Below are 21,476 nucleotides of genomic sequence, written 5' to 3'. Positions count from 1 at the left end.
CGACCAAACCCTGTGCGCCGGCACAAAGACACGGGCCCTTGGGCTGGCCGAGACTCAAGGGGCGGTCAACGTTACCCCCTGGCTCGCAAAAATCATAATAAAGAGAGACCCGCCATGTCCCAGAGCGCAACAGCCCTCCTGGCTACTCCCGACGAAAAAAGCAGCGTCTACAGACGCATCACCCTGCGTCTGATCCCCTTCATCTTCATCTGCTACCTGTTCAACTACCTTGACCGGGTCAACGTTGGCTTCGCCAAGTTGCAGATGCTCGATGCGCTGAAGTTCAGCGAAACCGTGTACGGCCTCGGTGCCGGGATATTCTTCATCGGCTACGTGCTGTGCGGCGTACCGAGCAACCTGGCCCTGAACAAGTTCGGCCCACGGCGCTGGATCGCGCTGATGATGATCACCTGGGGCACATTGTCGACCTGCCTGCTGTTCGTCACCACGCCCACCGGGTTCTACACCCTGCGGCTGCTCACCGGCGCAGCCGAGGCCGGGTTCTTCCCGGGCGTGGTGTTGTACCTCTCGCAATGGTTTCCGACGTTTCGCCGGGGCCGGATCATGGCGCTGTTCATGTCCGCCATTCCGGTCTCGGGCCTGTTGGGCAGCCCGTTTTCCGGCTGGATCCTCAACCACTTCGGCGCGGGCCAGGGCGGCCTGGCGGGCTGGCAGTGGATGTTCCTGCTGCAAGGCCTGCCGACGGTGCTGCTTGGGGCGCTGGCGTTTTTCCTGCTCAGCGACACCTTCGCCAACGCCAAGTGGCTGACCGACCACGAACGCGCCGTGCTCACCGCCGACCATGCCGAAGACTTGGCGAACAAACCGAAGACCAGCAGCGATTCCTTGCTGGCGGTGTTCAGGAACCCGGCGATCTGGGCGTTTGGCCTGGTGTATTTCTGTATCCAGAGCGGCGTGTACGCGATCAACTTCTGGCTGCCGTCGATCATCAAGAGCCTGGGCTTTGCCGATAACCTGGTGATCGGCTGGCTGAGCGCGATTCCATACCTGTTGGCGGCGCTGTTCATGTTGCTGGTGGGCCGCTCGGCGGACCTGCGCAAGGAGCGTCGCTGGCACTTGGTAGTGCCGATGCTGATGGGCGCGGCCGGGCTGCTGATCGCGGTCAATTTCGCCAGCACCCCGAGCGTCGCGATTATCGGCCTGTCCATCGCCACCATGGGCGCCCTCACCGGCCTGCCGATGTTCTGGCCGGTGCCCACCGCCCTGCTCAGCGCCGGCGCCGCAGCCGGCGGCTTGGCGCTGATCAATTCCATGGGACAGATGGCCGGTTTTCTCAGTCCGTACCTGGTGGGCTGGGTCAAGGATGCCAGCGGTTCTACCGACGCCGCGCTGTACGTACTGGCCGGGGTGATCGTGGCCGGCAGCCTGCTGGCGTTGCGCATGACGCGTACCCTAAGGGCCTGACGCCGATTCCCTATGGAAAGCTTTTTGTGGGTGCGAGCTTGCTCGCGATAGCGTTCGACCAGTCGGTATCAATGTCGGTTGACCTGCCGTCATCGCGAGCAAGCTCGCTCCCACAGGGATTAAGGGTGTTTGATAAATCTGTTTGATCCATGCGGTGGTTCTGGGGTTTGATTGGCCTTTCCCCTCGATGAAAAGGATCTTGTCATGAGCTACCGCACGCTAGGCCATTCCGGGTTGCACGTCTCGACACTGACCCTGGGCACGATGATGTTCGGCGAACAGACCAGCACCGAGGAATCGCTGCGGATCATCGACAAGGCCTGGGACCAGGGCATCAATTTCATCGACACCGCGGACGTCTACACCGGTGGTCGCTCCGAAGAAATCGTCGGCGAGGCCATCGCCCGCCATCGTCACGAATGGGTGCTCGCCACCAAGGTCGGCTTCGGCCCGCCGGACGGCATGCCCAACCGCAGCGGCCTGAGCCGCAAGCATCTGTTCAACGGCATCGAGGCCAGCCTGACGCGCTTGGGCACCGATTACCTGGACATCTATTACCTGCACCGCGAAGACCACAGCACCCCATTGCACGTGACCGTGTCGGCCATCGGCGATCTGATTCGCCAGGGCAAGATCCGCTACTGGGGCTTGTCGAACTACCGTGGCTGGCGCATCGCCGAGGTGATCCGGATCGCCGACAGCCTGGGCATCGACCGGCCGGTGATCAGCCAACCGTTGTACAACATCGTCAACCGCCAAGCCGAAACCGAGCAAATCACCGCCGCGCAGAACTATGGCCTCGGCGTGGTGCCCTTCAGCCCCCTCGCCCGTGGCGTGCTCAGCGGCAAGTACGCGCCCGACGTCGCACCGGATGCCAACAGCCGCGCCGGACGGCAGGACAAGCGCATCCTGGAAACCGAATGGCGGGTCGAGTCGCTGCGCATCGCCCAGCAGATCCAGCAGTACACCCAGGGTCGGGGCGTGGGCATCGTCGAATTCGCCATCGCCTGGGTCCTGAACAACAGCGCCGTGACTTCGGCCATCGTCGGCCCGCGCACCGAGCAACAGTGGGACACCTATACCAAAGCGCAGGCGGTGGAGATCACGGCGCAGGATGAAGCTTTCATCGATTCGCTGGTGACACCGGGACACGCCTCGACGCCAGGGTTCAATGACGTGAGCCACTTCGTGCCGGGACGCGTGCCGCGTACGTCATAAGCCTCATTGAAGTGCAAATCCTGTGGCGAGGGAGCTTGCTCCCGCCGGGCCGCGTAGCGGACCTCATTGACGGCCGCTTCGCAGCCGAGCGGGAGCAAGCTCCCTCGCCACAGGTAATACCTTGCCCCATCGTGCATCAACCCAGCTAATAAGAGGCCTCAGTGTCCAAAGGCATCGCTCTATCAGTCTCGGCCTCTGCGCTGTTCGCTGTCATGTACTACTACACCTCGCTGCTTTCACCGCTGACCGGCGTGGAGATCTTTGGCTGGCGCATGCTGTTGACCATGCCCTGCATGACCGTGTTCATGCTGGTGACCCGGGAATGGAAACTCGTCACCCAGCTACTCGGGCGCCTGCTCGCCACGCCTTGGCTGTTGCTCGCGGCGATCGCTTCGTCGGCGCTGATGGGCGCGCAACTGTGGCTGTTCATGTGGGCGCCGCTCAATGGCTATAGCCTGGATGTGTCGCTGGGGTATTTCCTGCTGCCGCTGTCGATGGTCCTGACCGGGCGCATCGTCTACCGCGAACGCCTGTCATACCTGCAAAAGATCGCAGTGTTCCTCGCCACCCTGGGGGTATTCAACGAGCTGTACCAGGTCGGGGGTTTTTCCTGGGCAACCTTGCTGGTGGTGATCGGTTACCCGATCTATTTCATCCTGCGCAAACGCATCAAGACCGACAACCTGGGCGGCCTCTGGCTCGACATGACACTGATGCTGCCGGTGGCACTCTGGTTCGTGCAGAGCGGCGAACAAGGTTTCAATGTATTCGACCAGCACCCATGGCTGGCGCTGCTGATCCCGTTGCTCGGGGTGATCAGTGCTTCGGCGCTGGTGTCCTACATCATCGCCAGCCGTCTGCTGCCGTTCAGTCTGTTCGGGTTGTTGAGTTATGTCGAACCGGTGTTGCTGCTGGGTGTGGCGCTGTTGCTGGGTGAAAGCATCAAGGCCGGCGAGTGGTTGACCTACATCCCGATCTGGCTGGCCGTGGCGGTATTGGTGTTCGAAGGGTTCAAGCACCTGATGCGGCAACAGCGCCGCACCTGAACAGCACCCTTTCCCCTGTGGGAGCGAGCAGGCTCGCTCCCACAGGGTCTTGAAGACGTCGGCAATAAAAAGCCCGCCCGGCATCACTGCCGGGCGGGCTTTTTCATCATTCGACGATCACTCGGTGGTGAGCACACCCCGACGCACCTGATCGCGCTCGATGGATTCGAACAGCGCCTTGAAGTTGCCTTCGCCAAAACCATCGTCACCCTTGCGCTGGATGAACTCGAAGAACACCGGTCCCATCAGGGTCTCCGAGAAGATCTGCAGCAGCAATCGCTTGTCGCCCTGCTCGGAAGCGCCGTCCAGCAGGATGCCGCGCGATTGCAGTTCGGCCACTGGTTCACCGTGGTTCGGCAGGCGGCCTTCGAGCATTTCGTAGTAGGTGTCTGGCGGGGCGGTCATGAAGCGCATGCCGATCTTCTTCAACGCGTCCCAGGTCTTGACCAGATCATCGGTGAGGAAGGCCACGTGCTGGATGCCTTCGCCGTTGAACTGCATCAGGAACTCTTCGATCTGCCCGGCGCCCTTGGACGACTCCTCATTGAGCGGGATGCGGATCATACCGTCCGGGGCGGTCATGGCTTTGGACGTCAGGCCGGTGTATTCGCCCTTGATGTCGAAGTAACGGATCTCGCGGAAGTTGAACAGCTTCTCGTAGAAGCCCGCCCAGTAGGCCATGCGGCCGCGGTACACGTTGTGGGTCAGGTGGTCGATGATTTTCAGGCCGGCGCCCACCGGGTGACGGTCTACGCCTTCGAGGAACACGAAATCGATGTCATAGATCGAGCTGCCTTCACCAAAACGGTCGATCAGGTACAGCGGCGCGCCGCCGATGCCTTTGATCGCCGGCAGGTTCAACTCCATTGGACCGGTCTCGATGTGGATCGGTTGCGCGCCGAGTTCCAGGGCACGCTTGTAGGCCCGCTGCGAATCCTTGACCCGGAACGCCATGCCGCAGACCGACGGACCGTGCTCGGCGGCAAAGTACGAGGCCACGCTGTGGGGCTCGTTGTTGAGAATCAGGTTGATCGCGCCCTGGCGATACAGGTGCACGTCCTTGGAACGGTGGGTCGCCACCTTGGTGAAGCCCATGATCTCGAAGATCGGCTCCAGGGTATTGGGGGTCGGGGATGCGAATTCGATGAATTCAAAGCCCATCAGGCCCATGGGATTTTCGTATAGATCTGCCATGTCGGCGCCTCATCATGCGTATCAATTAACAGGAAACGTTAGTTGCTGGCGATGCTGGAGGCACAGGGTGGCGCGCAGGAAATACCGCGAACGCTGCGGGCGAGGTAATCGCCGTAGATCAGTTGAAACCCAAGTATCTTCATTGTCGACCCAAGGCTCTTGCGGGCGAGGCTTCTGCTGCCAGAAGACGTTATTCTTATATGCGTAAATCGATTCTACACAGCGTAACCGAATTTGTCCGCCTTCTGTATCAAACCGCCCTTCCTGGGGCCCGCGCAAGAGGTTTGTTGCAGAGGAAAATACCCGTCAGGATCAGCCCGCCGCCCACGCACATCAGCGCGGTGAACCGTTCGTCCAATAACAGTGCCCCCAGCAATACCGCCGTCAGTGGATTGAGCGCGATGAACACCCCGGAACGCGTCGCGCCAATCCGGCGGATGCCGTCGTACCAGGCGATGTAGGCCAGGGCCGAACCGAGCACGCCGAGGTACAACAGGCTCAGCCACTGCCGCAGGTCCAGGCCGCGCAATGCTTCGACGCGCACCTCACCCGAGACCGCGCAGGCCAGCCACAACATCAACGTACCCAGCAGGATCGACCAGGTCACCGTCTGCAAGGGGCCAAGGCTTGCGTTCAGGCCTTTGGAAAACAGCGAATAGATGCCCCAGCCCAGCACGCATCCGAATATCAACAGATCGCCGATCCAACTCTGCGGGGCATCGTGCAACAGGGATGGGTCGCGACTGACGATCACCAGCCCCGCCCCGCCAATGCACAGCACGATGCCCGCCACTTTCAGCCGGCCCAGGCGCTCCTTGAACAGACACCAGGATGCCAGCCCGATCACCGCCGGGTTCAGCGCCACGATCAACGAGGCCCGCGATGCATTGATATGTTGCAGACCGTAGAAGAAACACAGGTTGTAGAAAAAGATCCCGAAAAAACCCAACGCGGCCAATTGCAGCCCTTGCTTGATGCTGGGCCTGACCAGCGCGATCCTGGCCATTGCCAGGAACAGCAGCAACGCGATGCTAGCCAAGAGGAAGCGCAGGCTGGCCGCGAACAGCGGTGTCAGGGCGTCGGCCAGCATCCTGCCGGCCACGAAGGTCCCGCCCCAGATCATGGTGACCATGGCGAGCTTCAGGTAGACCGGCAGGTCGGATGGGGTTGGTGCGGTTTGTTCCAAAGCGTTCATGGTTCACCTGAAGGTCAATCGGACGTGGCGAGGGAGCTTGCTCCCGCTGGACCGCGCAGGGGCCCGGCAATCGAGGGGCTGCTTCGCACCCCAGCGTGAGCAAGCTCCCTCGCCGGTATCGCGTGGGGTTGGGTTGGCGTATTGTTTGCCTCATGATCATTCATCGTAAAATGAGCAAACACTCATGACCCTGACCCAATTGGAAATCTTCTCCCTGGTCGCCGAGCTACGCGGTTTCACCGCTGCGGCAACGCGACTGGGCATCGGACAGTCGGCGGTATCCCATGCCATCCGGTCCCTGGAGCAGGAGCTCGGCGTCGAATTGCTCCGCCGGCATCAGGCCCAGGTGGAGCTCAGCGACATCGGTGAGCGCCTGCTGCTGCGAGCCAGGGCCATGCTCGGATTGGCCAACACCTTGCGCCAGGAAGCCGCCGATGCCCGGGGCATGCGCCGTGGCACCTTGCGCATCGGCTCGTTCGGGCCGACGTCGTCGATGAAACTGCTACCCGCCATCCTGCAACGCTACCGCGCTCTGCATCCGGGCATTGAAGTGCACATCGACGAAGGACCGGACAGGCAGGTGGTCCAATGGCTGGATGAACGGCGGATTGACGTTGGCTTCGTGGTATTGCCCGAGGACCGTTTCGATACGTTCGCACTGATGGAAGACCAAATGGTCGCCCTGTTGCCCGAACGTCATCCCCTCGCAGACCAGGCCAGTTTGAGCCTCGCGGAACTGTGCAACGACCCTTTCGTGCTCACCGAGGCCGGATCGTCGGAACTGGTCACGCGCCTGTTCAACGCCGCCAGGCTCACACCCAACGTGCGCTATCGTTGCTCACAATTGCTCAGCACACTGGATGTGGTCCGACGCGGCGAAGCGGTGAGCGTCGTTTCCGAGGGTTCGCTGCCGGAAAATGATCATCCGGGCTTCATCACCCGGCCCTTGGCGCCGCCGGTGCCGCGCCAGATTGGCCTCGCGGTGCTGGACAGCCGTCAGGCCTCCCCCGCCACTCGAGCGTTTATTGAACTGGCCTGCCAGTCAAAGCGCTGAACTTTCCAGCGAGTTTTCTACTTGTTCTACCGCAATAGCGGTTCGTACTTCATACAGCTTCTGATCCGCACTAATGGCAATTACCCGTCGCCGGCCAATTGACGATCACAGCTGCGCTGTTAAGAACAGTCGCTGTTGTTACATAACGCAAAAGTTACGATTTACACTTTTCGCTTTAACTACTACAATTTTTTTACCTGTGCTGGATAGCAGGTGATTCATTATCACCGAGTCGCTTCAAGGCGCTTGGCTTATTGCTTTGTTAGCGGTGATATCAGCCAAATAATCTGATTGGAGTAACGATTTTGTCCAGACTCGCTGAATTTCGCGCAGCCGAAAAGGCCCTTCAAGAACAGCTCAAGCAGCTGGAATCGTTGAAGAATGATGCCGGGCTCAAGAAAGAAATTGAATTCGAAGAAAAGCTGCTGGGCCTGATGAAAAGCTACGGCAAGAGCCTGCGCGACATCGTCGCGATCCTCGAGCCGACCCCGTCCAAGGCTGGCCAGCAGTCGGGCAAGCCTGTCAAAACCCGCCGCGCGCGCGTGGTGAAGGTCTACCAGAACCCGCACACCGGTGAATTGATCGAGACCAAGGGCGGCAACCACCGCGGCCTCAAAGCCTGGAAAGAACAATACGGCGCGAAGACTGTTGATTCCTGGCTGCGCGGCTGAGCCGACGTCACTTCGATGAAACAAAAGCCCTGACTGGATCAGGGCTTTTTTATGGGCTGAACTTCAGGATTAGTCCGAAGGTATTACGCCGAAGGCCTTAAAGTTTCAGGCTGTTTCGTACCGACTGTATTTCATTCTGGCTTTCAACATACACCTGTGCCTGTCCGGCATAGGACAGCACGTAGGCCTTGCCGCCATTTAGTGCCGCGACCAGTGTCTGCGACAGAACATGCCTTCCGTTTTGCGTGATCGTGCAAGTGGTCTCCAGTGCAGTTACCCCGCCCAACATGGATGCATGAATCTTATTGCAGACACTCTGGTAACCGCTCTGGAAAAAATCCTTCTGGATTGATTTACGCATCTCCAGCAACACACCTTGCAAGTTGACCTGGTGATCGGGCTCGACCGTTGTCGTCGTCAGTTCCATGACCATCAGCGCGTTGCCCGCCGGGTCGTTTTTGGTCGCGCGCTGGCGCTGGGTCGCTGTCGCTGGCGTCGAGACCGACACGCCGGAAGGCAGCGCCTCGACGAACCAACCCTGCGGCCAGGCAACCTGCGGCTCGTCTGCCCAGGCGCCAACACTGGCGACTGCGGCAAACGACGAGACAAACAGCCAGAGGAACGGTCGAATCATTGCAAGGGCACTCAAGGATGAATCGTAAAGTCTGAAGCCCCGGGCAGAACCAGGCAATAGCCACACACGGTTTGGCGATGCCGCGCCCCTTGCGTATCATGGGCGCAGCTGCAAGGAAGCCGTTTACGCAAGCCCAGGAACCGTCGCACTTGGCTGCGACGCCGTTTGCCCCACTTATTTTCCGGAGGGCCCATGAGCCTGCACGAACTCGACACTGTCCCTGGCGTCACTGCTCAACCTGATGCTGCAACCGCGCAATTCGTCTTCAACCACACCATGTTGCGGGTCAAGGACATCACTCGGTCCCTGGACTTTTACACTCGCGTGCTGGGTTTTTCTCTGGTGGAAAAACGCGACTTCCCGGAAGCCGAATTCAGCCTGTATTTCCTGGCCCTGGTGGACAAAAAGCAGATCCCGGCGGATGCAGCAGCTCGTACCGAATGGATGAAATCGATCCCGGGCATCCTCGAATTGACCCACAACCACGGGACTGAAATCGATCCGGCGTTTGCCTACCACAACGGCAACACCGACCCACGCGGATTCGGTCACATCTGCATCTCCGTACCGGATGTCGTCGCCGCCTGCGAGCGCTTTGAAGCGCTGGGCTGCGATTTCCAGAAACGCCTGAGCGATGGACGCATGAAGAGCCTGGCCTTCATCAAGGACCCGGATGGCTACTGGGTCGAAATCATCCAGCCTGCGCCGCTCTAAGCAGCACTGGATTCCACCATTGTGGGAGCGAGCTTGCTCGCGATGGTTTCAGATCAGTCATATCGATATCAACTGACAGACCGCCATCGCGAGCAAGCTCGCTCCCACAGGGTTTGGTGGTGGATGTGAAAACCCAATAAAAAAACCCCATGGGCCAGGCCCATGGGGTTTTGTTTTTCCCGCTTTGAGCTTGTTAGGCCGGGGCGGAGGTACGGATCAGGTGATCGAAGGCGCTCAACGAGGCCTTGGCACCCTCGCCTACGGCGATCACGATTTGTTTGTACGGCACGGTGGTCACGTCACCGGCGGCGAACACGCCAGGGATCGAGGTTTCACCCCGGGCATCGACGATGATCTCGCCACGCGGCGACAGCTCGACGGTTCCCTTGAGCCAATCAGTGTTGGGCAACAGGCCGATCTGCACGAAGATCCCCTCCAGCGCCACGTCACGCAATTCACCGCTTGGACGGTCCTTGTAGCGCAGGCCGTTGACTTTCTGGCCGTCGCCGGTCACTTCGGTGGTCTGGGCGTTGGTGATCACCGTCACGTTCGGCAGGCTGTGCAGCTTGCGCTGCAGCACGGCGTCGGCACGCAGTTGCACATCGAACTCCAGCAAGGTGACATGGGCCACGATACCGGCCAAGTCGATGGCCGCTTCGACGCCGGAGTTACCACCGCCGATCACCGCCACACGCTTGCCTTTGAACAGCGGACCGTCGCAGTGCGGGCAGTACGCCACACCTTTGTTGCGGTATTGCTGCTCACCCGGCACGTTCATTTCGCGCCAGCGGGCACCGGTCGCCAGGATCACGGTCTTGGCCTTGAGGCTTGCGCCACTGGCGAAACGGATTTCGTGCAGCGCGCCGTCCCGACCCGCCACCAGCGCATCGGCGCGTTGCAGGTTCATGATGTCCACGTCGTACTGCTTGACGTGTTCTTCCAGGGCGACCGCCAGTTTCGGGCCTTCGGTTTCCTGGACCGAGATGAAGTTCTCGATCGCCATGGTGTCGAGCACCTGGCCACCGAAACGCTCGGCCGCAACGCCGGTGCGGATGCCTTTACGCGCGGCATAGATCGCCGCCGAAGCACCGGCCGGGCCGCCGCCGACCACCAGCACATCAAAGGCGTCCTTGGCACTGATTTTCTCTGCCTGGCGCTCGATGCCGCTGGTGTCGATCTTGGCGAGGATTTCCTCCAGGCCCATACGACCCTGGCCGAAGTTCACGCCGTTGAGGTAGATGCTCGGTACGGCCATGATCTGGCGTTCGTCGACCTCGGCCTGGAACAGCGCACCGTCAATGGCAACGTGACGGATGTTCGGGTTCAACACTGCCATCAGGTTCAGGGCCTGGACCACGTCCGGGCAGTTCTGGCACGACAGCGAGAAGTAAGTCTCGAAGTTGAATTCGCCTTTCAGGGCGCGGATCTGCTCGATGACTTCGACACTGGCCTTCGAAGGATGGCCGCCGACTTGCAGCAAGGCCAGCACCAGCGAAGTGAATTCATGGCCCATGGGAATACCGGCGAAGCGCAGGCTGATATCGGCCCCAGGGCGGTTCAACGAGAACGAAGGCTTGCGCGCATCGTTGCCGTTGTCGAGCAAGGTAATCTGGTTGGAAAGACTGGCAACGTCTTTGAGTAACGCGAGCATTTCCTGGGATTTCGCACCGTCGTCGAGGGATGCAACGATCTCGATCGGCTGGGTGACCCGTTCCAGGTATGACTTCAACTGAGCTTTAAGATTGGCGTCCAACATACGGGCGATTTCCATTTTTGAATTTCAGAAAAAACAACGCCCGAGCGAATCTCGCCCGGGCGTTTTTTGTGGGCGGTGCGGCTTGCTTAAGTGCGGATGACCGCCCTCAAAGGACTCACGGTCTTAGATCTTGCCGACCAGGTCCAGGGACGGAGCCAGGGTGGCCTCGCCTTCTTTCCACTTGGCTGGGCAAACTTCGCCCGGGTGAGCGGCAACGTATTGAGCAGCCTTGATCTTGCGCAGCAGCTCGGAAGCGTCACGGCCTACACCGCCGTCGTTGATTTCGACGATCTTGATCTGGCCTTCAGGGTTGATCACGAAAGTACCGCGGTCAGCCAGGCCAGCTTCTTCGATCAGCACGTCGAAGTTGCGGGAGATGGCAAGGGTCGGGTCGCCGATCATGGTGTACTGGATTTTGCCGATGGCTGGCGAAGTGTTGTGCCAGGCCGCGTGGGCAAAGTGAGTGTCGGTCGACACGCTGTAGATCTCGACACCCAGTTTCTGGAATTCGGCGTAGTTGTCGGCCAGGTCTTCCAGCTCGGTTGGGCAGACGAAGGTGAAGTCAGCCGGGTAGAAGAACACGACCGACCACTTGCCTTTCAGGTCAGCGTCCGATACATCGACGAATGCGCCGTTTTTGAAGGCAGTAGCTTTGAACGGTTTGACTTGGCTGTTGATGATAGGCATCGGGTGTTTCTCCGTCAGGGTTGAAAAGTTGATGGGTGAAGCTTACCCACTCATTCCCCGGCTGGCTCATTGGCAAAGCTCATGCGAATGATTGGTTTTGGCTATCAGGAATCTATATAGATAGAAGAAATCTGTGCAGCTGGTTGCAGGCTGCAATCCTGTTGCTTGCTTGGGACTCGACTGCCGAGCCAAAGGTCAAAAAGATTGCAGCCTTGCTTGAGGTGGCCGTGGTACTGGGGTTCAGGCGCGGGGGGTGCGCATGGTCACGAACTCTTCCGCAGCGGTGGGATGCACGCCGATGGTTTCATCGAAGTCCCGCTTGGTGGCGCCGGCCTTGAGCGCGATTGCCAGGCCCTGGACGATTTCGCCGGCGTCCGGCCCGACCATATGGCAGCCCAGGACCTTGTCGGTGCGGGCGTCCACCACCAGTTTCATCAAGGTCCGTTCCTGGCACTCGGTCAGGGTGAGCTTCATCGGCCGGAAACGGCTTTCGAAAATCTGCACCTCATGCCCATCCTCCCGGGCCTGCTCTTCCGTCAGGCCCACCGTGCCGATGTTCGGCAGGCTGAACACGGCGGTGGGGATCATGCGGTAATCCACCAGGCGATACTGCTCAGGCTTGAACAGCCGCCGCGCCACCGCCATGCCTTCGGCCAGGGCAACCGGCGTCAGTTGCACGCGACCGATCACGTCACCGATCGCCAGGATCGACGGCTCGGCAGTCTCGTATTGCTCGTTGACCTGCACGAAGCCCTTCTCATCCAGCGTGACGCCGGTGTTCTCCAGCCCCAGGTTGTCGAGCATCGGGCGCCGGCCGGTGGCGTAGAACACGCAGTCGGTGAGCAACGTACGACCGTCCTTGAGCGCCACCCGCAGGCTGGCGTCGTCCAGCTTGTCGATGCGCTCTATGTCGGCGTTGAATTGCAGGTCCAGGCCGCGACGGGTCAGTTCTTCCGCCAGATGCTTGCGTACCGCGCCGTCAAAGCCGCGCAGAAACAGGTCGCCCCGGTAAAGCAACGAGGTTTGCGCGCCCATGCCGTGGAAAATCCCGGCGAACTCCACGGCAATGTAGCCACCGCCCACCACCAGCACGCGCTTGGGCAGTTGCTTGAGGAAAAACGCCTCGTTGGAGCTGATGGCATGCTCGCGCCCCGGAATGTCAGGAATCACCGGCCAGCCCCCCGTGGCAATCATGATGTGCCGGGCGGTGTGACGCTGGCCGTTGATCTCGACCTCATGGGGCCCGGTGATCCTGGCGTGCCCCTCATGCAGCACGACGCCGCTGTTGACCAGCAGGTTGCGATAGATCCCGTTGAGGCGATTGATCTCCCGGTTCTTGTTGGCGATCAACGTGGGCCAATCGAAACTCGCCTCGCCTGCTGTCCAGCCATAGGCCGACGCCTGCTCGAACTCCTCGGCGTAATGCGCACCGTAGACCAGCAGCTTCTTCGGCACACAACCCACGTTCACGCAGGTGCCGCCCAGGTAGCGGCTTTCCGCCACGGCCACCTTCGCCCCGAAACCGGCGGCAAACCGCGCAGCCCGCACCCCGCCGGAACCGGCGCCAATCACGTACAAGTCAAAATCGTAGGCCATTTCTTTCTCCTTCGGCAGACCATCAGCATACCCGCAGTTCTGCCGCAAGGCAGCGTTGCGATGGTTATGGGGGCGGAAAATGATAAAGCCAGCCCAGGGACTCACGGTTGGCGCCTGTGGCGAGGGAGCTTGCTCCCGCTCGGCTGCGAAGCAGACGCCTTCCGGCCTGAGGATGATGGTTATTGGGGCGCTACGCGCCCAGCGGGAGCAAGCTCCCTCGTCATGGTCCGCGACGGGCTGCAAAAAAAAACGCCCCGAACCAGTCGGGGCGTTTTTTCAAGGCGTGGCGCGGGCTGTCAGTAAGCCTTGCCGGTCTTGTAGAAATTCTCGAAGCAGAAGTTGGTGGCGTCGATATAACCTTCGGCGCCGCCACAGTCAAAACGTTTGCCCTTGAACTTGTAGGCCATGACGCAGCCGTTCTGGGCCTGCTTCATCAGGGCGTCGGTGATCTGGATCTCACCGCCCTTGCCTGGCTCGGTCTGTTCGATCAGGTCGAAGATGTCCGGCGTCAGGATGTAGCGACCAATGATCGCCAGGTTGGACGGCGCATCTTCAGGCTTGGGTTTTTCAACCATGCTGTGGACGCGGTAGATGTCGTCGCGGATCATTTCGCCGGCGATGACGCCGTACTTGTTGGTTTCCTGCGGGTCGACTTCCTGGATCGCAACGATCGAGCAGCGGAACTGCTTGTACAGCTTGACCATCTGGGTCAGCACGCCGTCGCCTTCGAGGTTGACGCACAGGTCGTCCGCCAGCACCACGGCGAACGGTTCGTCACCGATCAGCGGACGGCCAGTCAGGATCGCGTGGCCCAGGCCTTTCATCTCGGTCTGGCGGGTGTAGGAGAACGAGCACTCGTCCAGCAGTTTACGGATGCCGACCAGGTATTTTTCCTTGTCGGTGCCCTTGATCTGGTTTTCCAGCTCGTAGCTGATGTCGAAATGGTCTTCCAGGGCACGCTTGCCACGGCCGGTCACGATGGAAATTTCGTTCAGGCCCGCATCGAGGGCTTCTTCGACGCCGTACTGGATCAGTGGCTTGTTCACCACCGGCAGCATTTCTTTGGGCATGGCTTTAGTCGCTGGCAGGAAGCGAGTACCGTAACCGGCTGCTGGGAACAAGCATTTCTTGATCATATAAGTCCTTGAAAAGGCGGTATGTACGAGTTTCGGCGCAGTCTAATCAGGCGGCGGGCACCTTACAATGCCCGCACTGGCCAACCGATGCCATCATAGAGAAATAAAAACTGCCAGATAGTTCAATCGGCTTTCGGTTCGATGGCGCAACGGTCTCACTGTACGCTCATGGGCACTGTTTGCGAGCATTTGGCGTATCATGGCGCCCCTGATCCCGCCAACGAGGCAGCTAGATGTCGGCAACAAGAAACGCAAACGGTTATTCGGTCAGCCAGGACAAGGATGGCCAGTGGTGGATTATCAACTACCACGGCGAGCAGGTCGCTGGCCCCTTGCCCAGCAAGGCCATGGCGGTGGAAGTGGCAGCGGTGTTCCAGGACGACCGTTCTGCCCCGGCCAGGGAGCGCGAGACCGCTCCACGCAGTCCCCGCCGCAAGAAGTAGACTGGCAAGCCTGCGGTCGATGCCCGATGTGCGTTGAGCGAGGCTTGTTTTAGCTGTACCGGAATGGCCGTTCGCTATACCCTCGCCCCTGCCCCTCCCTTTTTGATGACGACCCCATGAAAACACTTCTGGCACTGTTTACAGTCCTGGCCCTGGCGGGCTGTGCCTCGGCGGAAAAAACCTACCTGGACAACGGCGAGCAAGGCCTGGAGATCGACTGCTCGGGCGAGGCCAATTCCTGGGCCACTTGCTACGAGAAGGCCGATGCGTCCTGCGCCGGCACCGGCTATCGTATCGTCGGCACCGAGGGCACGCCCCAGGCCAAGGACAGCGACAAGACCCTGGGGGTCGACGTGGGCAACTACACGACCCGCAGCGTCGTGGTGGTGTGCAAGTAGGCGCGTGAGCTCAGATGTGGATCTCGGCGAACTTGATACCCAGCCCGCGGACGGTCTCGATCAGGTCGTCGAGACAGTTGAAGGATTCGACTTCGTCCTGGTCATCCACCAGGAAAAAGCTGCGCCCGGCGCTTTTCTTGAAAAACACGATCCATTCACCGGGGCTCGCCGGATTCTGGATCACATGGGTAGCGCAGATAAGCCCTTGCGCATGGCGCTCACGCACCTGCTCGCGTTTCATCGACTGACTCCGGAAATGACAATGCCGCCAACGTAGACCGTGGCGGCATTTTTTTATCGAGACCGACAGTTTATCCGATGCCCGGCCGGCTCGTCAGGGTCAGGGTCGCGCTCAACCGGAGATGCAGGCGTTGGCCGCCTCCTGCACATCGCCTGGGCGTACAGGGACATTGGACAGGCTTTCGTGCAGCTTGACGCTGCTGCCACTGGAGCGCTCTTCGATGTCGAACACCGCCGCCGGCATTGAGGACAACCTGCCTGGGACGATCACCCGGACACCGTTCTTGTGCGGCTCCATTTGCAACGAACCGCGACTGTCGGCCAGTCTGTCGGCGACACACTTGGCGTACTCGTGGGGTTTCTTGCCGGAGATGAAGCTCATGGTGGGCGGCGTCTGGTTGATGTCCGATACTGATGCACATCCACCCAAGGCCAATGCCAACATCCACACGCTACGCTTCATATGATTCCTCCGGTAAAGACCCTCCGACAGTGCAAACGCGGTTTTTCTCCGGCGCGTGCCCTCTTTATTTTCTGCCCTCGCGGCGGCGGGTCGGATATTACTCCCCGGTGCTGATAAACTGCACGCCGTTGTCCTTGCTATCGTTTGATTTTGTAGAAAAAGCCCTTCTGGAGGCGCCCATGAAATTCATCCATCAGCGCGAGCACTTGAACGAAGACGACATCGTCGTCATCGAATGCTCGCAAATGTGCAACATTCGCCTGATGAACGACGCCAACTTCCGCAGCTTCAAGAATGGCGGCCGGCATACTTACCACGGCGGCGCGTTCGACACGTTCCCGGCCAGGATCACCGCACCGAGCACCGGCTTCTGGAACATCACCATCGACACCGTCAGCCGCCGTGCGATCAGCGTCACCCGTAAGCCGACCCTGACCCACAAGATCAAGATCATCCGGCGCTCCAGCTCGAAGCTGAGCTGAGATCAGCCACCCACCCAGACAGGCCGAACCGTGGACCAGACGACCAAATACGTCATCAAGTACAAGCTCAACGACGAACGCCGCTTCGAATTCGCGCAGTTGAAAACCGGCAGCAAGGAAGAAGCCCGGGCAGTGCTGGAGGCAATGCATGGCCAGACCGGTGATGTGATCAGCGAGGTCAGGGTCAGCAAGCCGTTGTAGTTGCACAATCCGCTCCCTGTGGCGAGGGAGCTTGCTCCCCGCTGGGACGGTCCGACGCCTCGGGCGAAGCCGCCCCGATAAGGTCGACGAAGTTTTTCCAGCTAGAGCGCGTCGGCAGGTTTACGACTGCTGCGCAGCCGAGCGGGAGCAAGCTCCCTCGCCACAGGGGGTGCGTCGTGCCAGCGCTGGTGGGTGCTATTGCACCGCAAGATCCGGAGTGGCCACCGTCCAAGCGTTTGCCAGACTGACCGATCCTTTCCACCAAGGATTGCCTTCATGTCCTCGCCCACATTGACCCACTGCATCCACCCTCTGGACTGGCCGCACCTCGAGCAATCCCTCCACCAGGACGGCAGTGCAATCATCCGCAACCTGCTGTCGGCCAGCCAATGCCAAACGCTCACCTGCCTGTACGCCGAGCCGGATAACTTTCGTTCCCGGGTGATCATGGCCCGTCACGGGTTCGGCCGTGGCGAGTACCAGTACTTTCGCTATCCACTGCCTGATATCGTCCAGCAACTGCGTCAGTCGCTGTATCCACATTTGGTGCCACTGGCGAACCGCTGGAATGAATGCATGGGCATCGAAGGAAGGTACCCCGACGAACATGCCGACTTTATCCAGCGTTGCCATGCCGCCGGGCAAACGCGGCCAACCCCGTTGTTGCTGCAATACGGCCCGCAGGACTACAACTGTTTGCACCAGGATCTGTATGGCGAGCAAGTGTTCCCGTTGCAGGTCGCGATCCTGCTGTCAGAACCAAGCCGGGACTTTACCGGGGGAGAATTCGTCCTCACCGAACAACGTCCACGCATGCAGTCGCGACCGCAGGTCATCGATCTGAAACAAGGCGATGCGCTGGTATTTGCCGTGCACCAACGGCCCGTCAAAGGTGTTCGCGGTTATTATCGAGTGAACATGCGCCATGGCGTCAGCCGCGTGCACAGCGGCAGACGGCACACTTTAGGAATCATTTTTCATGATGCGCAGTGATGACACGCCCATCACCCCGGACCTGTTCGCCGATCAGGCGCCCACTACGCTCGGCCAGGCCGAACGCATCGGCCAGCAATCGTTCGTGTTGCGCGGCTTCGCCCTGCCCTGGCTGGACCGTTTGCTGCCGGAGCTGGAGGCGGTGTTGCAGGCGGCACCGTTCCGGCAGATGGTCACACCCGGCGGCTTCACTATGTCGGTAGCCCTGACCAGCTGCGGGGCGCTGGGCTGGACCACCGACCGCAGTGGTTACCGCTACACTCGCAAGGACCCGCAGACGGGCCGACCCTGGCCGGCCATGCCGACGCTGTTTCGCGAGCTGGCCCAGGCCGCCGCCGCAACGGCGCAGTTCGAACATTTCGAGCCCGATGCCTGCCTGATCAACCGCTACGTGCCCGGCGCACGGATGTCCTTGCACCAGGACAAGGACGAACGTGATTTCAGCGCACCCATCGTCTCGATGTCCCTGGGCCTGCCGGCGGTGTTTCAGTTCGGCGGGTTCGAGCGCAGCGACAAGAGCCTGCGCGTCCCGCTGTTCCATGGCGACATCGTAGTCTGGGGCGGCGTCGACCGGTTGCGTTACCACGGCGTGCTGCCGCTCAAGCCAGGACAGCACCCGCGCCTGGGCGCACAGCGGATCAACCTGACGTTTCGTACCGCCGGCTGACGTTGCAGAATTCGACCGCAAGACCCGGAGTGTCGCAGCCCCACCGGCTCGCTACTGTAGGCAAAACGGGCCAATGGACATAACGACCATGAACAACACTTCAAACAATTTCGCCCCTGAACTGGATCCGCGCTGGGCCGCCGTACTCGCCCGGGATCCGCGCGCCGACGGGCAATTCGTCTACGGGGTGAAGACCACCGGTATCTATTGCCACCCCAGCAGCCTGTCGCGGCTGCCCAATCCGCGCAACGTCGAGTTCTTCGACACCCCGGAACAAGCCCAGGCGGCGGGGTATCGCCCCAGTAAACGCCCGGCGCGGGACCAGACCCAGATCGCCACCCAGCAAGCCGCCCGCGTCGCGGCGGCCTGTCGGCAGATCGAAGCGGCTGAAGAACTCCCCGGCCTGAACGAGCTGGCACGCACGGCGGGCTTGAGCCCGTTTCATTTCCATCGGGTCTTCAAGGCGGTCACCGGCCTGACGCCCAAGGCTTATGCCGCCGCGCACCGCTCACGCAAGCTGCGCGAACGCCTGGCCGATGGCGGCACCATCACCGAAGCGCTGTACGACGCCGGTTTCAACTCCAACAGCCGCTTCTATGAAGCTGCCGACAAAGTGCTCGGCATGAAACCCACCGACTACCGCGCCGCCGGACAGAACACCGACATCCGCTTTGCCGTCGGCCAATGCTCTCTCGGTGCGATTCTGGTGGCGCAAAGCGAGCGCGGCGTGTGCGCGATTCTGCTGGGCGACGACCCGGACGCACTGGTGCGAGACCTGCAAGACAAGTTCCGCCGCGCCAACCTGATCGGCGCCGACCGCGAGTTCGAGCAGTTGATCGCTCAGGTGGTAGGCTTCATCGAGGCACCGGCGCTGGGCCTGGACCTGCCTCTGGACGTGCGCGGTACAGCCTTCCAGGAACGCGTCTGGCAGGCCTTGCGGGAGATCCCGCCGGGCAGCACTGCCAGCTACGCCGAGATCGCCCAGCGCATCGGCCTGCCCAAAGCGGTGCGCGCCGTGGCCCAGGCTTGCGGGGCCAACAGCCTGGCGGTGGCGATTCCCTGCCACCGGGTGGTGCGCAGCGACGGCAACCTGTCGGGCTATCGCTGGGGCGTGGAGCGCAAGCGTCAACTGCTGGCGCTGGAACGCTCGTCGGGAGACTGAACGCCAATGTAGATCGCCACCGAATCGGGGCTGTTGTAGACCTCGAAATCGGTGGTGAAACGGCGCAGGGTTTGCGGGTTGTCGGCAAAATACGCCCAGATCAGTCCCCAGGTCTGGATCACGCAGTCAGGCATAGGGCCCTTGGCCGAGAACACCAGGTAATCCCCGCCTTCAATGTTTACGGCGGGGTAGCCGGCACTCGTCGCATCCACCTGCACGCCAGCGGTCACGTCGAAATGGCCGGTGGCGTCGGACTCGTAATTGGAATACACCCCGTAGACGAACGACTCCGACTGCCGGGCCGGGATCGTGTCGAACAGGCCCTCGGTGAAAAACTGCTGCCACATCGGGCCGATCTTCGCCGTGTCGGGTTGCTGCTCGTCGGTGTTGCGGGTGCGCACCTGCAAGCCGGCCACGGTGAAAGGTTCGACGGTCTTGAGCTTTACGTCCATGAATCAGCCTCCTTGATCAGTGAGGCGCCCATGTTAGCGATCCCGCCGCCGGGATCATAGGTTCGCGCCCGATTGAAAAACTCGACTGGCCCTCGCCGCCCTACACCTGCTAAAAACGCTTCTTTCCTTCTGCCGTCGGAGACCCGCACATGAGCCAGTGGCCAGACACCCGCATCCTTGATCTGCTCGGTATCGAGCTGCCGATAATCCAGGGACCGTTGGCTGGGGTGACCGGGCCGGCGATGGTCGTCGCGACCTGCAACGCCGGCGGGCTCGGTTCGATGCCAGCGGCGATGCTCGACGTCGAGCAATTGCGCCAGGCGCTGACGACCATCGGCGAACAGACCGACAGACCGTTCAACGTGAACTTCTTCAGCCACCAGCCGCCGGTGTTCGACGAGCAGCAAGCCGAGGCCTGGAAGCAGCGGCTCAAGCCCTACTATGAGGAACTGGGTGCGGATTTCGAAGCGCCAACGCCGGTGTCCAACCGCACGCCATTCGATGACGCGGCCTGCCGGGTGCTGGAAGAATTGCGCCCCAAGGTGGTGAGCTTCCATTTCGGCCTGCCGGAGCGGTCCCTGCTGGACCGGGTGAAAGCCACCGGGGCGAAAATTCTCTCGTCGGCGACCACCGTCGAAGAAGCGATCTGGCTGGAGCAGCACGGATGTGACGCGATCATCGCCATGGGCTACGAAGCCGGCGGCCATCGCGGGATGTTTCTCAGCGACGACCTCAATACCCAGGTCGGCCTGTTTGCCTTGCTGCCTCAAGTGGTGGACGCGGTGAAAGTGCCGGTCATCGCCACCGGTGGTATCGGCGATGCGCGCGGGATTGTCGCCGCCTTCGCCCTTGGCGCGTCAGCGGTGCAACTGGGCAGTGCGTACCTGTTCACACCGGAGGCCAAGATCAGCGCCTCGCACCACCGGGCACTGCGCACGGCCAGGGAAAGCCAGACCGCCGTCACCAACCTGTTCACCGGCCGCCCAGCCCGAGGCATCGTCAACCGGGTAATGCGTGAAGTCGGGCCGATGAGCCCGCTGGCGCCGGCTTTTCCCCTGGCCGGGGGCGCCTTGATGCCGCTACGGGCCAAGGACGAAGAGGATTTCAGCAACCTTTGGGCGGGCCAGGCGTTTCCCATGGGCCGCGAGTTGCCAAGCGCTGAACTGACTCGGCGGTTGGCTGAGGAGGCGTTGGCGTTGCTGCATGGCCGGGGTAAGGCCTGAGGCGGGTATTGGCTGATCGATTGCTATCGCGAGCAGGCTCCTACAGGTTTGAGCCAGGGCACCATTTTCCATTTGCCAACAGGTCCCCTGTGGTTGCTCGCTGATTTCGACCCGAAACAACCCCGATGTGGCGAGGGAGCTTGCTCCCGCTGGCCTGAAGCAGGCCCCTGCATTTTCCAGGCAGACCGCATGAGCCGGTTTTGCGACTGCTGCGCAGCCGAGCGGGAGCAAGCTCCCTCGCCACGGGTTTGGGGGTGTCTGGGCTGACGCCTTCGCGAGCAAGCTTTGCTCCCACAGATGGCTCCAGGCACAACCGGAAAGTCAGGTCGGCCGTAGGCCGCCTCGCTTTTGCTTTGGCTTTTGATCTTCGGGCCCCGTTAACCACGAAGGCCGAACGCAGGCATTGCGTAGTGGGCATCCCGGCAT

24 protein-coding genes are annotated in these 21,476 nt (G+C 61.0%); 14 read left to right on the top strand and 10 right to left on the bottom strand.

The features are described 5' to 3' along the window. The first annotated feature begins 114 nt into the window (after positions 1-114). From ACLEJQ_RS23900 to rarD, 3 genes are all read left to right on the top strand, one after another. Positions 115-1,425, top strand: a complete 1,311-nt coding sequence (locus ACLEJQ_RS23900; protein WP_440799087.1) for an MFS transporter — start codon at positions 115-117, stop codon at positions 1,423-1,425. A gap of 204 nt (positions 1,426-1,629) precedes the next feature. Then, positions 1,630-2,643 (top strand): aldo/keto reductase, encoded by a 1,014-nt coding sequence (locus ACLEJQ_RS23895; RefSeq protein WP_440799085.1) that lies wholly within the window; start codon positions 1,630-1,632, stop codon positions 2,641-2,643. Positions 2,644-2,804: 161 nt separating this feature from the next. Beyond that, the gene (gene rarD / locus ACLEJQ_RS23890; RefSeq protein ID WP_440799083.1) at positions 2,805-3,689 is read left to right on the top strand and encodes an EamA family transporter RarD; all 885 of its coding nucleotides are present in this window, start codon (positions 2,805-2,807) and stop codon (positions 3,687-3,689) included. 117 nt (positions 3,690-3,806) lie between these two features. Here the strand turns inward: rarD and hppD are convergent, their stop codons facing one another. Together hppD and ACLEJQ_RS23880 are read right to left on the bottom strand one after the other, a co-directional pair. Then, positions 3,807-4,883: a 4-hydroxyphenylpyruvate dioxygenase gene (gene hppD / locus ACLEJQ_RS23885; RefSeq protein WP_440799081.1), complete on the bottom strand. Its 1,077-nt coding sequence runs from the start codon at positions 4,881-4,883 to the stop codon at positions 3,807-3,809. Positions 4,884-5,133: 250 nt separating this feature from the next. Next, a complete protein-coding gene (locus tag ACLEJQ_RS23880; protein WP_440799079.1) occupies positions 5,134-6,078 on the bottom strand; it encodes a DMT family transporter in 945 nt (314 codons plus the stop codon). Positions 6,079-6,262: 184 nt separating this feature from the next. On the opposite strand from ACLEJQ_RS23880, the gene ACLEJQ_RS23875 reads away from it, so the two are divergent. Then, positions 6,263-7,132, top strand: a complete 870-nt coding sequence (locus ACLEJQ_RS23875) for a LysR family transcriptional regulator (protein ID WP_440799076.1) — start codon at positions 6,263-6,265, stop codon at positions 7,130-7,132. A gap of 305 nt (positions 7,133-7,437) precedes the next feature. Then, positions 7,438-7,803 carry a histone-like nucleoid-structuring protein, MvaT/MvaU family gene (locus ACLEJQ_RS23870; protein ID WP_440799074.1) on the top strand — a complete coding sequence of 122 codons (366 nt, stop codon included), beginning with the start codon at positions 7,438-7,440 and terminating at the stop codon, positions 7,801-7,803. Positions 7,804-7,900: 97 nt separating this feature from the next. Here ACLEJQ_RS23870 and ACLEJQ_RS23865 read toward each other — a convergent pair whose 3' ends face one another. Continuing rightward, positions 7,901-8,437, bottom strand: a complete 537-nt coding sequence (locus ACLEJQ_RS23865; protein ID WP_440799072.1) for a DUF4946 domain-containing protein — start codon at positions 8,435-8,437, stop codon at positions 7,901-7,903. A 192-nt stretch (positions 8,438-8,629) separates the two neighbouring features. Here ACLEJQ_RS23865 and gloA point away from each other — a divergent pair, with 192 nt between their 5' ends. Further along, complete coding sequence (gloA, locus tag ACLEJQ_RS23860) at positions 8,630-9,151, top strand: lactoylglutathione lyase (RefSeq protein WP_440799070.1); 522 nt, start codon at positions 8,630-8,632, stop codon at positions 9,149-9,151. Between the two features lie 193 nt (positions 9,152-9,344). Here the strand turns inward: gloA and ahpF are convergent, their stop codons facing one another. The 4 genes from ahpF to galU all read right to left on the bottom strand — a co-directional run bounded on the left by ahpF (position 9,345) and on the right by galU (position 14,326). Further along, complete coding sequence (ahpF, locus tag ACLEJQ_RS23855) at positions 9,345-10,907, bottom strand: alkyl hydroperoxide reductase subunit F (RefSeq protein ID WP_440799068.1); 1,563 nt, start codon at positions 10,905-10,907, stop codon at positions 9,345-9,347. 123 nt (positions 10,908-11,030) lie between these two features. After that, the gene (gene ahpC, locus ACLEJQ_RS23850; protein ID WP_339532477.1) at positions 11,031-11,594 is read right to left on the bottom strand and encodes an alkyl hydroperoxide reductase subunit C; all 564 of its coding nucleotides are present in this window, start codon (positions 11,592-11,594) and stop codon (positions 11,031-11,033) included. Positions 11,595-11,834: 240 nt separating this feature from the next. Beyond that, on the bottom strand, positions 11,835-13,190 hold the full coding sequence (gene gorA, locus ACLEJQ_RS23845; protein ID WP_440799066.1) for a glutathione-disulfide reductase: 1,356 nt from the start codon (positions 13,188-13,190) through the stop codon (positions 11,835-11,837). Between the two features lie 296 nt (positions 13,191-13,486). Continuing rightward, the gene (galU, locus tag ACLEJQ_RS23840) at positions 13,487-14,326 is read right to left on the bottom strand and encodes a UTP--glucose-1-phosphate uridylyltransferase GalU (RefSeq protein WP_011061681.1); all 840 of its coding nucleotides are present in this window, start codon (positions 14,324-14,326) and stop codon (positions 13,487-13,489) included. Positions 14,327-14,559: 233 nt separating this feature from the next. On the opposite strand from galU, the gene ACLEJQ_RS23835 reads away from it, so the two are divergent. Further along, the gene (locus tag ACLEJQ_RS23835) at positions 14,560-14,769 is read left to right on the top strand and encodes a hypothetical protein (RefSeq protein ID WP_440799064.1); all 210 of its coding nucleotides are present in this window, start codon (positions 14,560-14,562) and stop codon (positions 14,767-14,769) included. 116 nt (positions 14,770-14,885) lie between these two features. Continuing rightward, positions 14,886-15,167 (top strand): hypothetical protein, encoded by a 282-nt coding sequence (locus ACLEJQ_RS23830; protein WP_440799062.1) that lies wholly within the window; start codon positions 14,886-14,888, stop codon positions 15,165-15,167. Positions 15,168-15,177: 10 nt separating this feature from the next. Here ACLEJQ_RS23830 and ACLEJQ_RS23825 read toward each other — a convergent pair whose 3' ends face one another. Together ACLEJQ_RS23825 and ACLEJQ_RS23820 are read right to left on the bottom strand one after the other, a co-directional pair. Further along, complete coding sequence (locus ACLEJQ_RS23825) at positions 15,178-15,408, bottom strand: hypothetical protein (protein WP_440799060.1); 231 nt, start codon at positions 15,406-15,408, stop codon at positions 15,178-15,180. A gap of 111 nt (positions 15,409-15,519) precedes the next feature. Next, on the bottom strand, positions 15,520-15,870 hold the full coding sequence (locus ACLEJQ_RS23820) for a hypothetical protein (RefSeq protein WP_440799058.1): 351 nt from the start codon (positions 15,868-15,870) through the stop codon (positions 15,520-15,522). 179 nt (positions 15,871-16,049) lie between these two features. On the opposite strand from ACLEJQ_RS23820, the gene ACLEJQ_RS23815 reads away from it, so the two are divergent. The 5 genes from ACLEJQ_RS23815 (at position 16,050) to ada (ending at position 19,375) form a co-directional block, all read left to right on the top strand. Then, positions 16,050-16,352 (top strand): DUF1883 domain-containing protein, encoded by a 303-nt coding sequence (locus ACLEJQ_RS23815; protein WP_030142225.1) that lies wholly within the window; start codon positions 16,050-16,052, stop codon positions 16,350-16,352. Between the two features lie 30 nt (positions 16,353-16,382). Beyond that, complete coding sequence (locus ACLEJQ_RS23810) at positions 16,383-16,553, top strand: hypothetical protein (protein ID WP_440799056.1); 171 nt, start codon at positions 16,383-16,385, stop codon at positions 16,551-16,553. Between the two features lie 276 nt (positions 16,554-16,829). Beyond that, positions 16,830-17,546: a 2OG-Fe(II) oxygenase gene (locus ACLEJQ_RS23805; RefSeq protein ID WP_440799054.1), complete on the top strand. Its 717-nt coding sequence runs from the start codon at positions 16,830-16,832 to the stop codon at positions 17,544-17,546. After that, positions 17,533-18,213 carry a DNA oxidative demethylase AlkB gene (gene alkB / locus ACLEJQ_RS23800; protein ID WP_440799052.1) on the top strand — a complete coding sequence of 227 codons (681 nt, stop codon included), beginning with the start codon at positions 17,533-17,535 and terminating at the stop codon, positions 18,211-18,213. Before ACLEJQ_RS23805 ends, alkB begins: the two co-directional genes overlap by 14 nt. Positions 18,214-18,301: 88 nt before the next feature. Next, positions 18,302-19,375 (top strand): bifunctional DNA-binding transcriptional regulator/O6-methylguanine-DNA methyltransferase Ada, encoded by a 1,074-nt coding sequence (gene ada, locus ACLEJQ_RS23795; protein ID WP_440799050.1) that lies wholly within the window; start codon positions 18,302-18,304, stop codon positions 19,373-19,375. Here ada and ACLEJQ_RS23790 read toward each other — a convergent pair. Then, positions 19,339-19,827, bottom strand: coding sequence for a GyrI-like domain-containing protein (locus ACLEJQ_RS23790; RefSeq protein ID WP_440799048.1), 489 nt, complete (start codon positions 19,825-19,827; stop codon positions 19,339-19,341). The two genes, ada and ACLEJQ_RS23790, sit on opposite strands and share 37 nt — an antisense overlap. Positions 19,828-19,976: 149 nt before the next feature. Between ACLEJQ_RS23790 and ACLEJQ_RS23785 the strand changes: the two genes are divergently transcribed. Beyond that, on the top strand, positions 19,977-21,050 hold the full coding sequence (locus ACLEJQ_RS23785; RefSeq protein WP_440799046.1) for an NAD(P)H-dependent flavin oxidoreductase: 1,074 nt from the start codon (positions 19,977-19,979) through the stop codon (positions 21,048-21,050). Positions 21,051-21,476 lie beyond the last annotated feature (426 nt).

Source organism: Pseudomonas sp. SMV71 (genome assembly GCF_052042015.1).
Classification (GTDB): Bacteria; Pseudomonadota; Gammaproteobacteria; order Pseudomonadales; family Pseudomonadaceae; genus Aquipseudomonas.
This window is presented reverse-complemented; position numbering and strand designations above follow the sequence as displayed.

Excerpts from the sequence above, each read along its gene's own strand:
- ACLEJQ_RS23805 (WP_440799054.1), top strand. The coding sequence starts at position 16,830 with ATGTCCTCGCCCACATTGACCCACTGCATCCACCCTCTGGACTGGCCG.
- ahpF (WP_440799068.1), bottom strand. The coding sequence starts at position 10,907 with ATGTTGGACGCCAATCTTAAAGCTCAGTTGAAGTCATACCTGGAACGG.
- alkB (WP_440799052.1), top strand. The coding sequence starts at position 17,533 with ATGATGCGCAGTGATGACACGCCCATCACCCCGGACCTGTTCGCCGAT.
- hppD (WP_440799081.1), bottom strand. The coding sequence starts at position 4,883 with ATGGCAGATCTATACGAAAATCCCATGGGCCTGATGGGCTTTGAATTC.
- ACLEJQ_RS23875 (WP_440799076.1), top strand. The coding sequence starts at position 6,263 with ATGACCCTGACCCAATTGGAAATCTTCTCCCTGGTCGCCGAGCTACGC.
- ACLEJQ_RS23900 (WP_440799087.1), top strand. The coding sequence starts at position 115 with ATGTCCCAGAGCGCAACAGCCCTCCTGGCTACTCCCGACGAAAAAAGC.
- ahpC (WP_339532477.1), bottom strand. The coding sequence starts at position 11,594 with ATGCCTATCATCAACAGCCAAGTCAAACCGTTCAAAGCTACTGCCTTC.
- gorA (WP_440799066.1), bottom strand. The coding sequence starts at position 13,190 with ATGGCCTACGATTTTGACTTGTACGTGATTGGCGCCGGTTCCGGCGGG.
- ACLEJQ_RS23830 (WP_440799062.1), top strand. The coding sequence starts at position 14,886 with ATGAAAACACTTCTGGCACTGTTTACAGTCCTGGCCCTGGCGGGCTGT.
- gloA (WP_440799070.1), top strand. The coding sequence starts at position 8,630 with ATGAGCCTGCACGAACTCGACACTGTCCCTGGCGTCACTGCTCAACCT.
- ACLEJQ_RS23880 (WP_440799079.1), bottom strand. The coding sequence starts at position 6,078 with ATGAACGCTTTGGAACAAACCGCACCAACCCCATCCGACCTGCCGGTC.
- ACLEJQ_RS23835 (WP_440799064.1), top strand. The coding sequence starts at position 14,560 with ATGTCGGCAACAAGAAACGCAAACGGTTATTCGGTCAGCCAGGACAAG.
- ACLEJQ_RS23785 (WP_440799046.1), top strand. The coding sequence starts at position 19,977 with ATGAGCCAGTGGCCAGACACCCGCATCCTTGATCTGCTCGGTATCGAG.
- galU (WP_011061681.1), bottom strand. The coding sequence starts at position 14,326 with ATGATCAAGAAATGCTTGTTCCCAGCAGCCGGTTACGGTACTCGCTTC.
- ACLEJQ_RS23790 (WP_440799048.1), bottom strand. The coding sequence starts at position 19,827 with ATGGACGTAAAGCTCAAGACCGTCGAACCTTTCACCGTGGCCGGCTTG.
- ACLEJQ_RS23825 (WP_440799060.1), bottom strand. The coding sequence starts at position 15,408 with ATGAAACGCGAGCAGGTGCGTGAGCGCCATGCGCAAGGGCTTATCTGC.
- ACLEJQ_RS23820 (WP_440799058.1), bottom strand. The coding sequence starts at position 15,870 with ATGAAGCGTAGCGTGTGGATGTTGGCATTGGCCTTGGGTGGATGTGCA.
- ACLEJQ_RS23815 (WP_030142225.1), top strand. The coding sequence starts at position 16,050 with ATGAAATTCATCCATCAGCGCGAGCACTTGAACGAAGACGACATCGTC.
- ACLEJQ_RS23865 (WP_440799072.1), bottom strand. The coding sequence starts at position 8,437 with ATGATTCGACCGTTCCTCTGGCTGTTTGTCTCGTCGTTTGCCGCAGTC.
- ACLEJQ_RS23895 (WP_440799085.1), top strand. The coding sequence starts at position 1,630 with ATGAGCTACCGCACGCTAGGCCATTCCGGGTTGCACGTCTCGACACTG.
- ada (WP_440799050.1), top strand. The coding sequence starts at position 18,302 with ATGAACAACACTTCAAACAATTTCGCCCCTGAACTGGATCCGCGCTGG.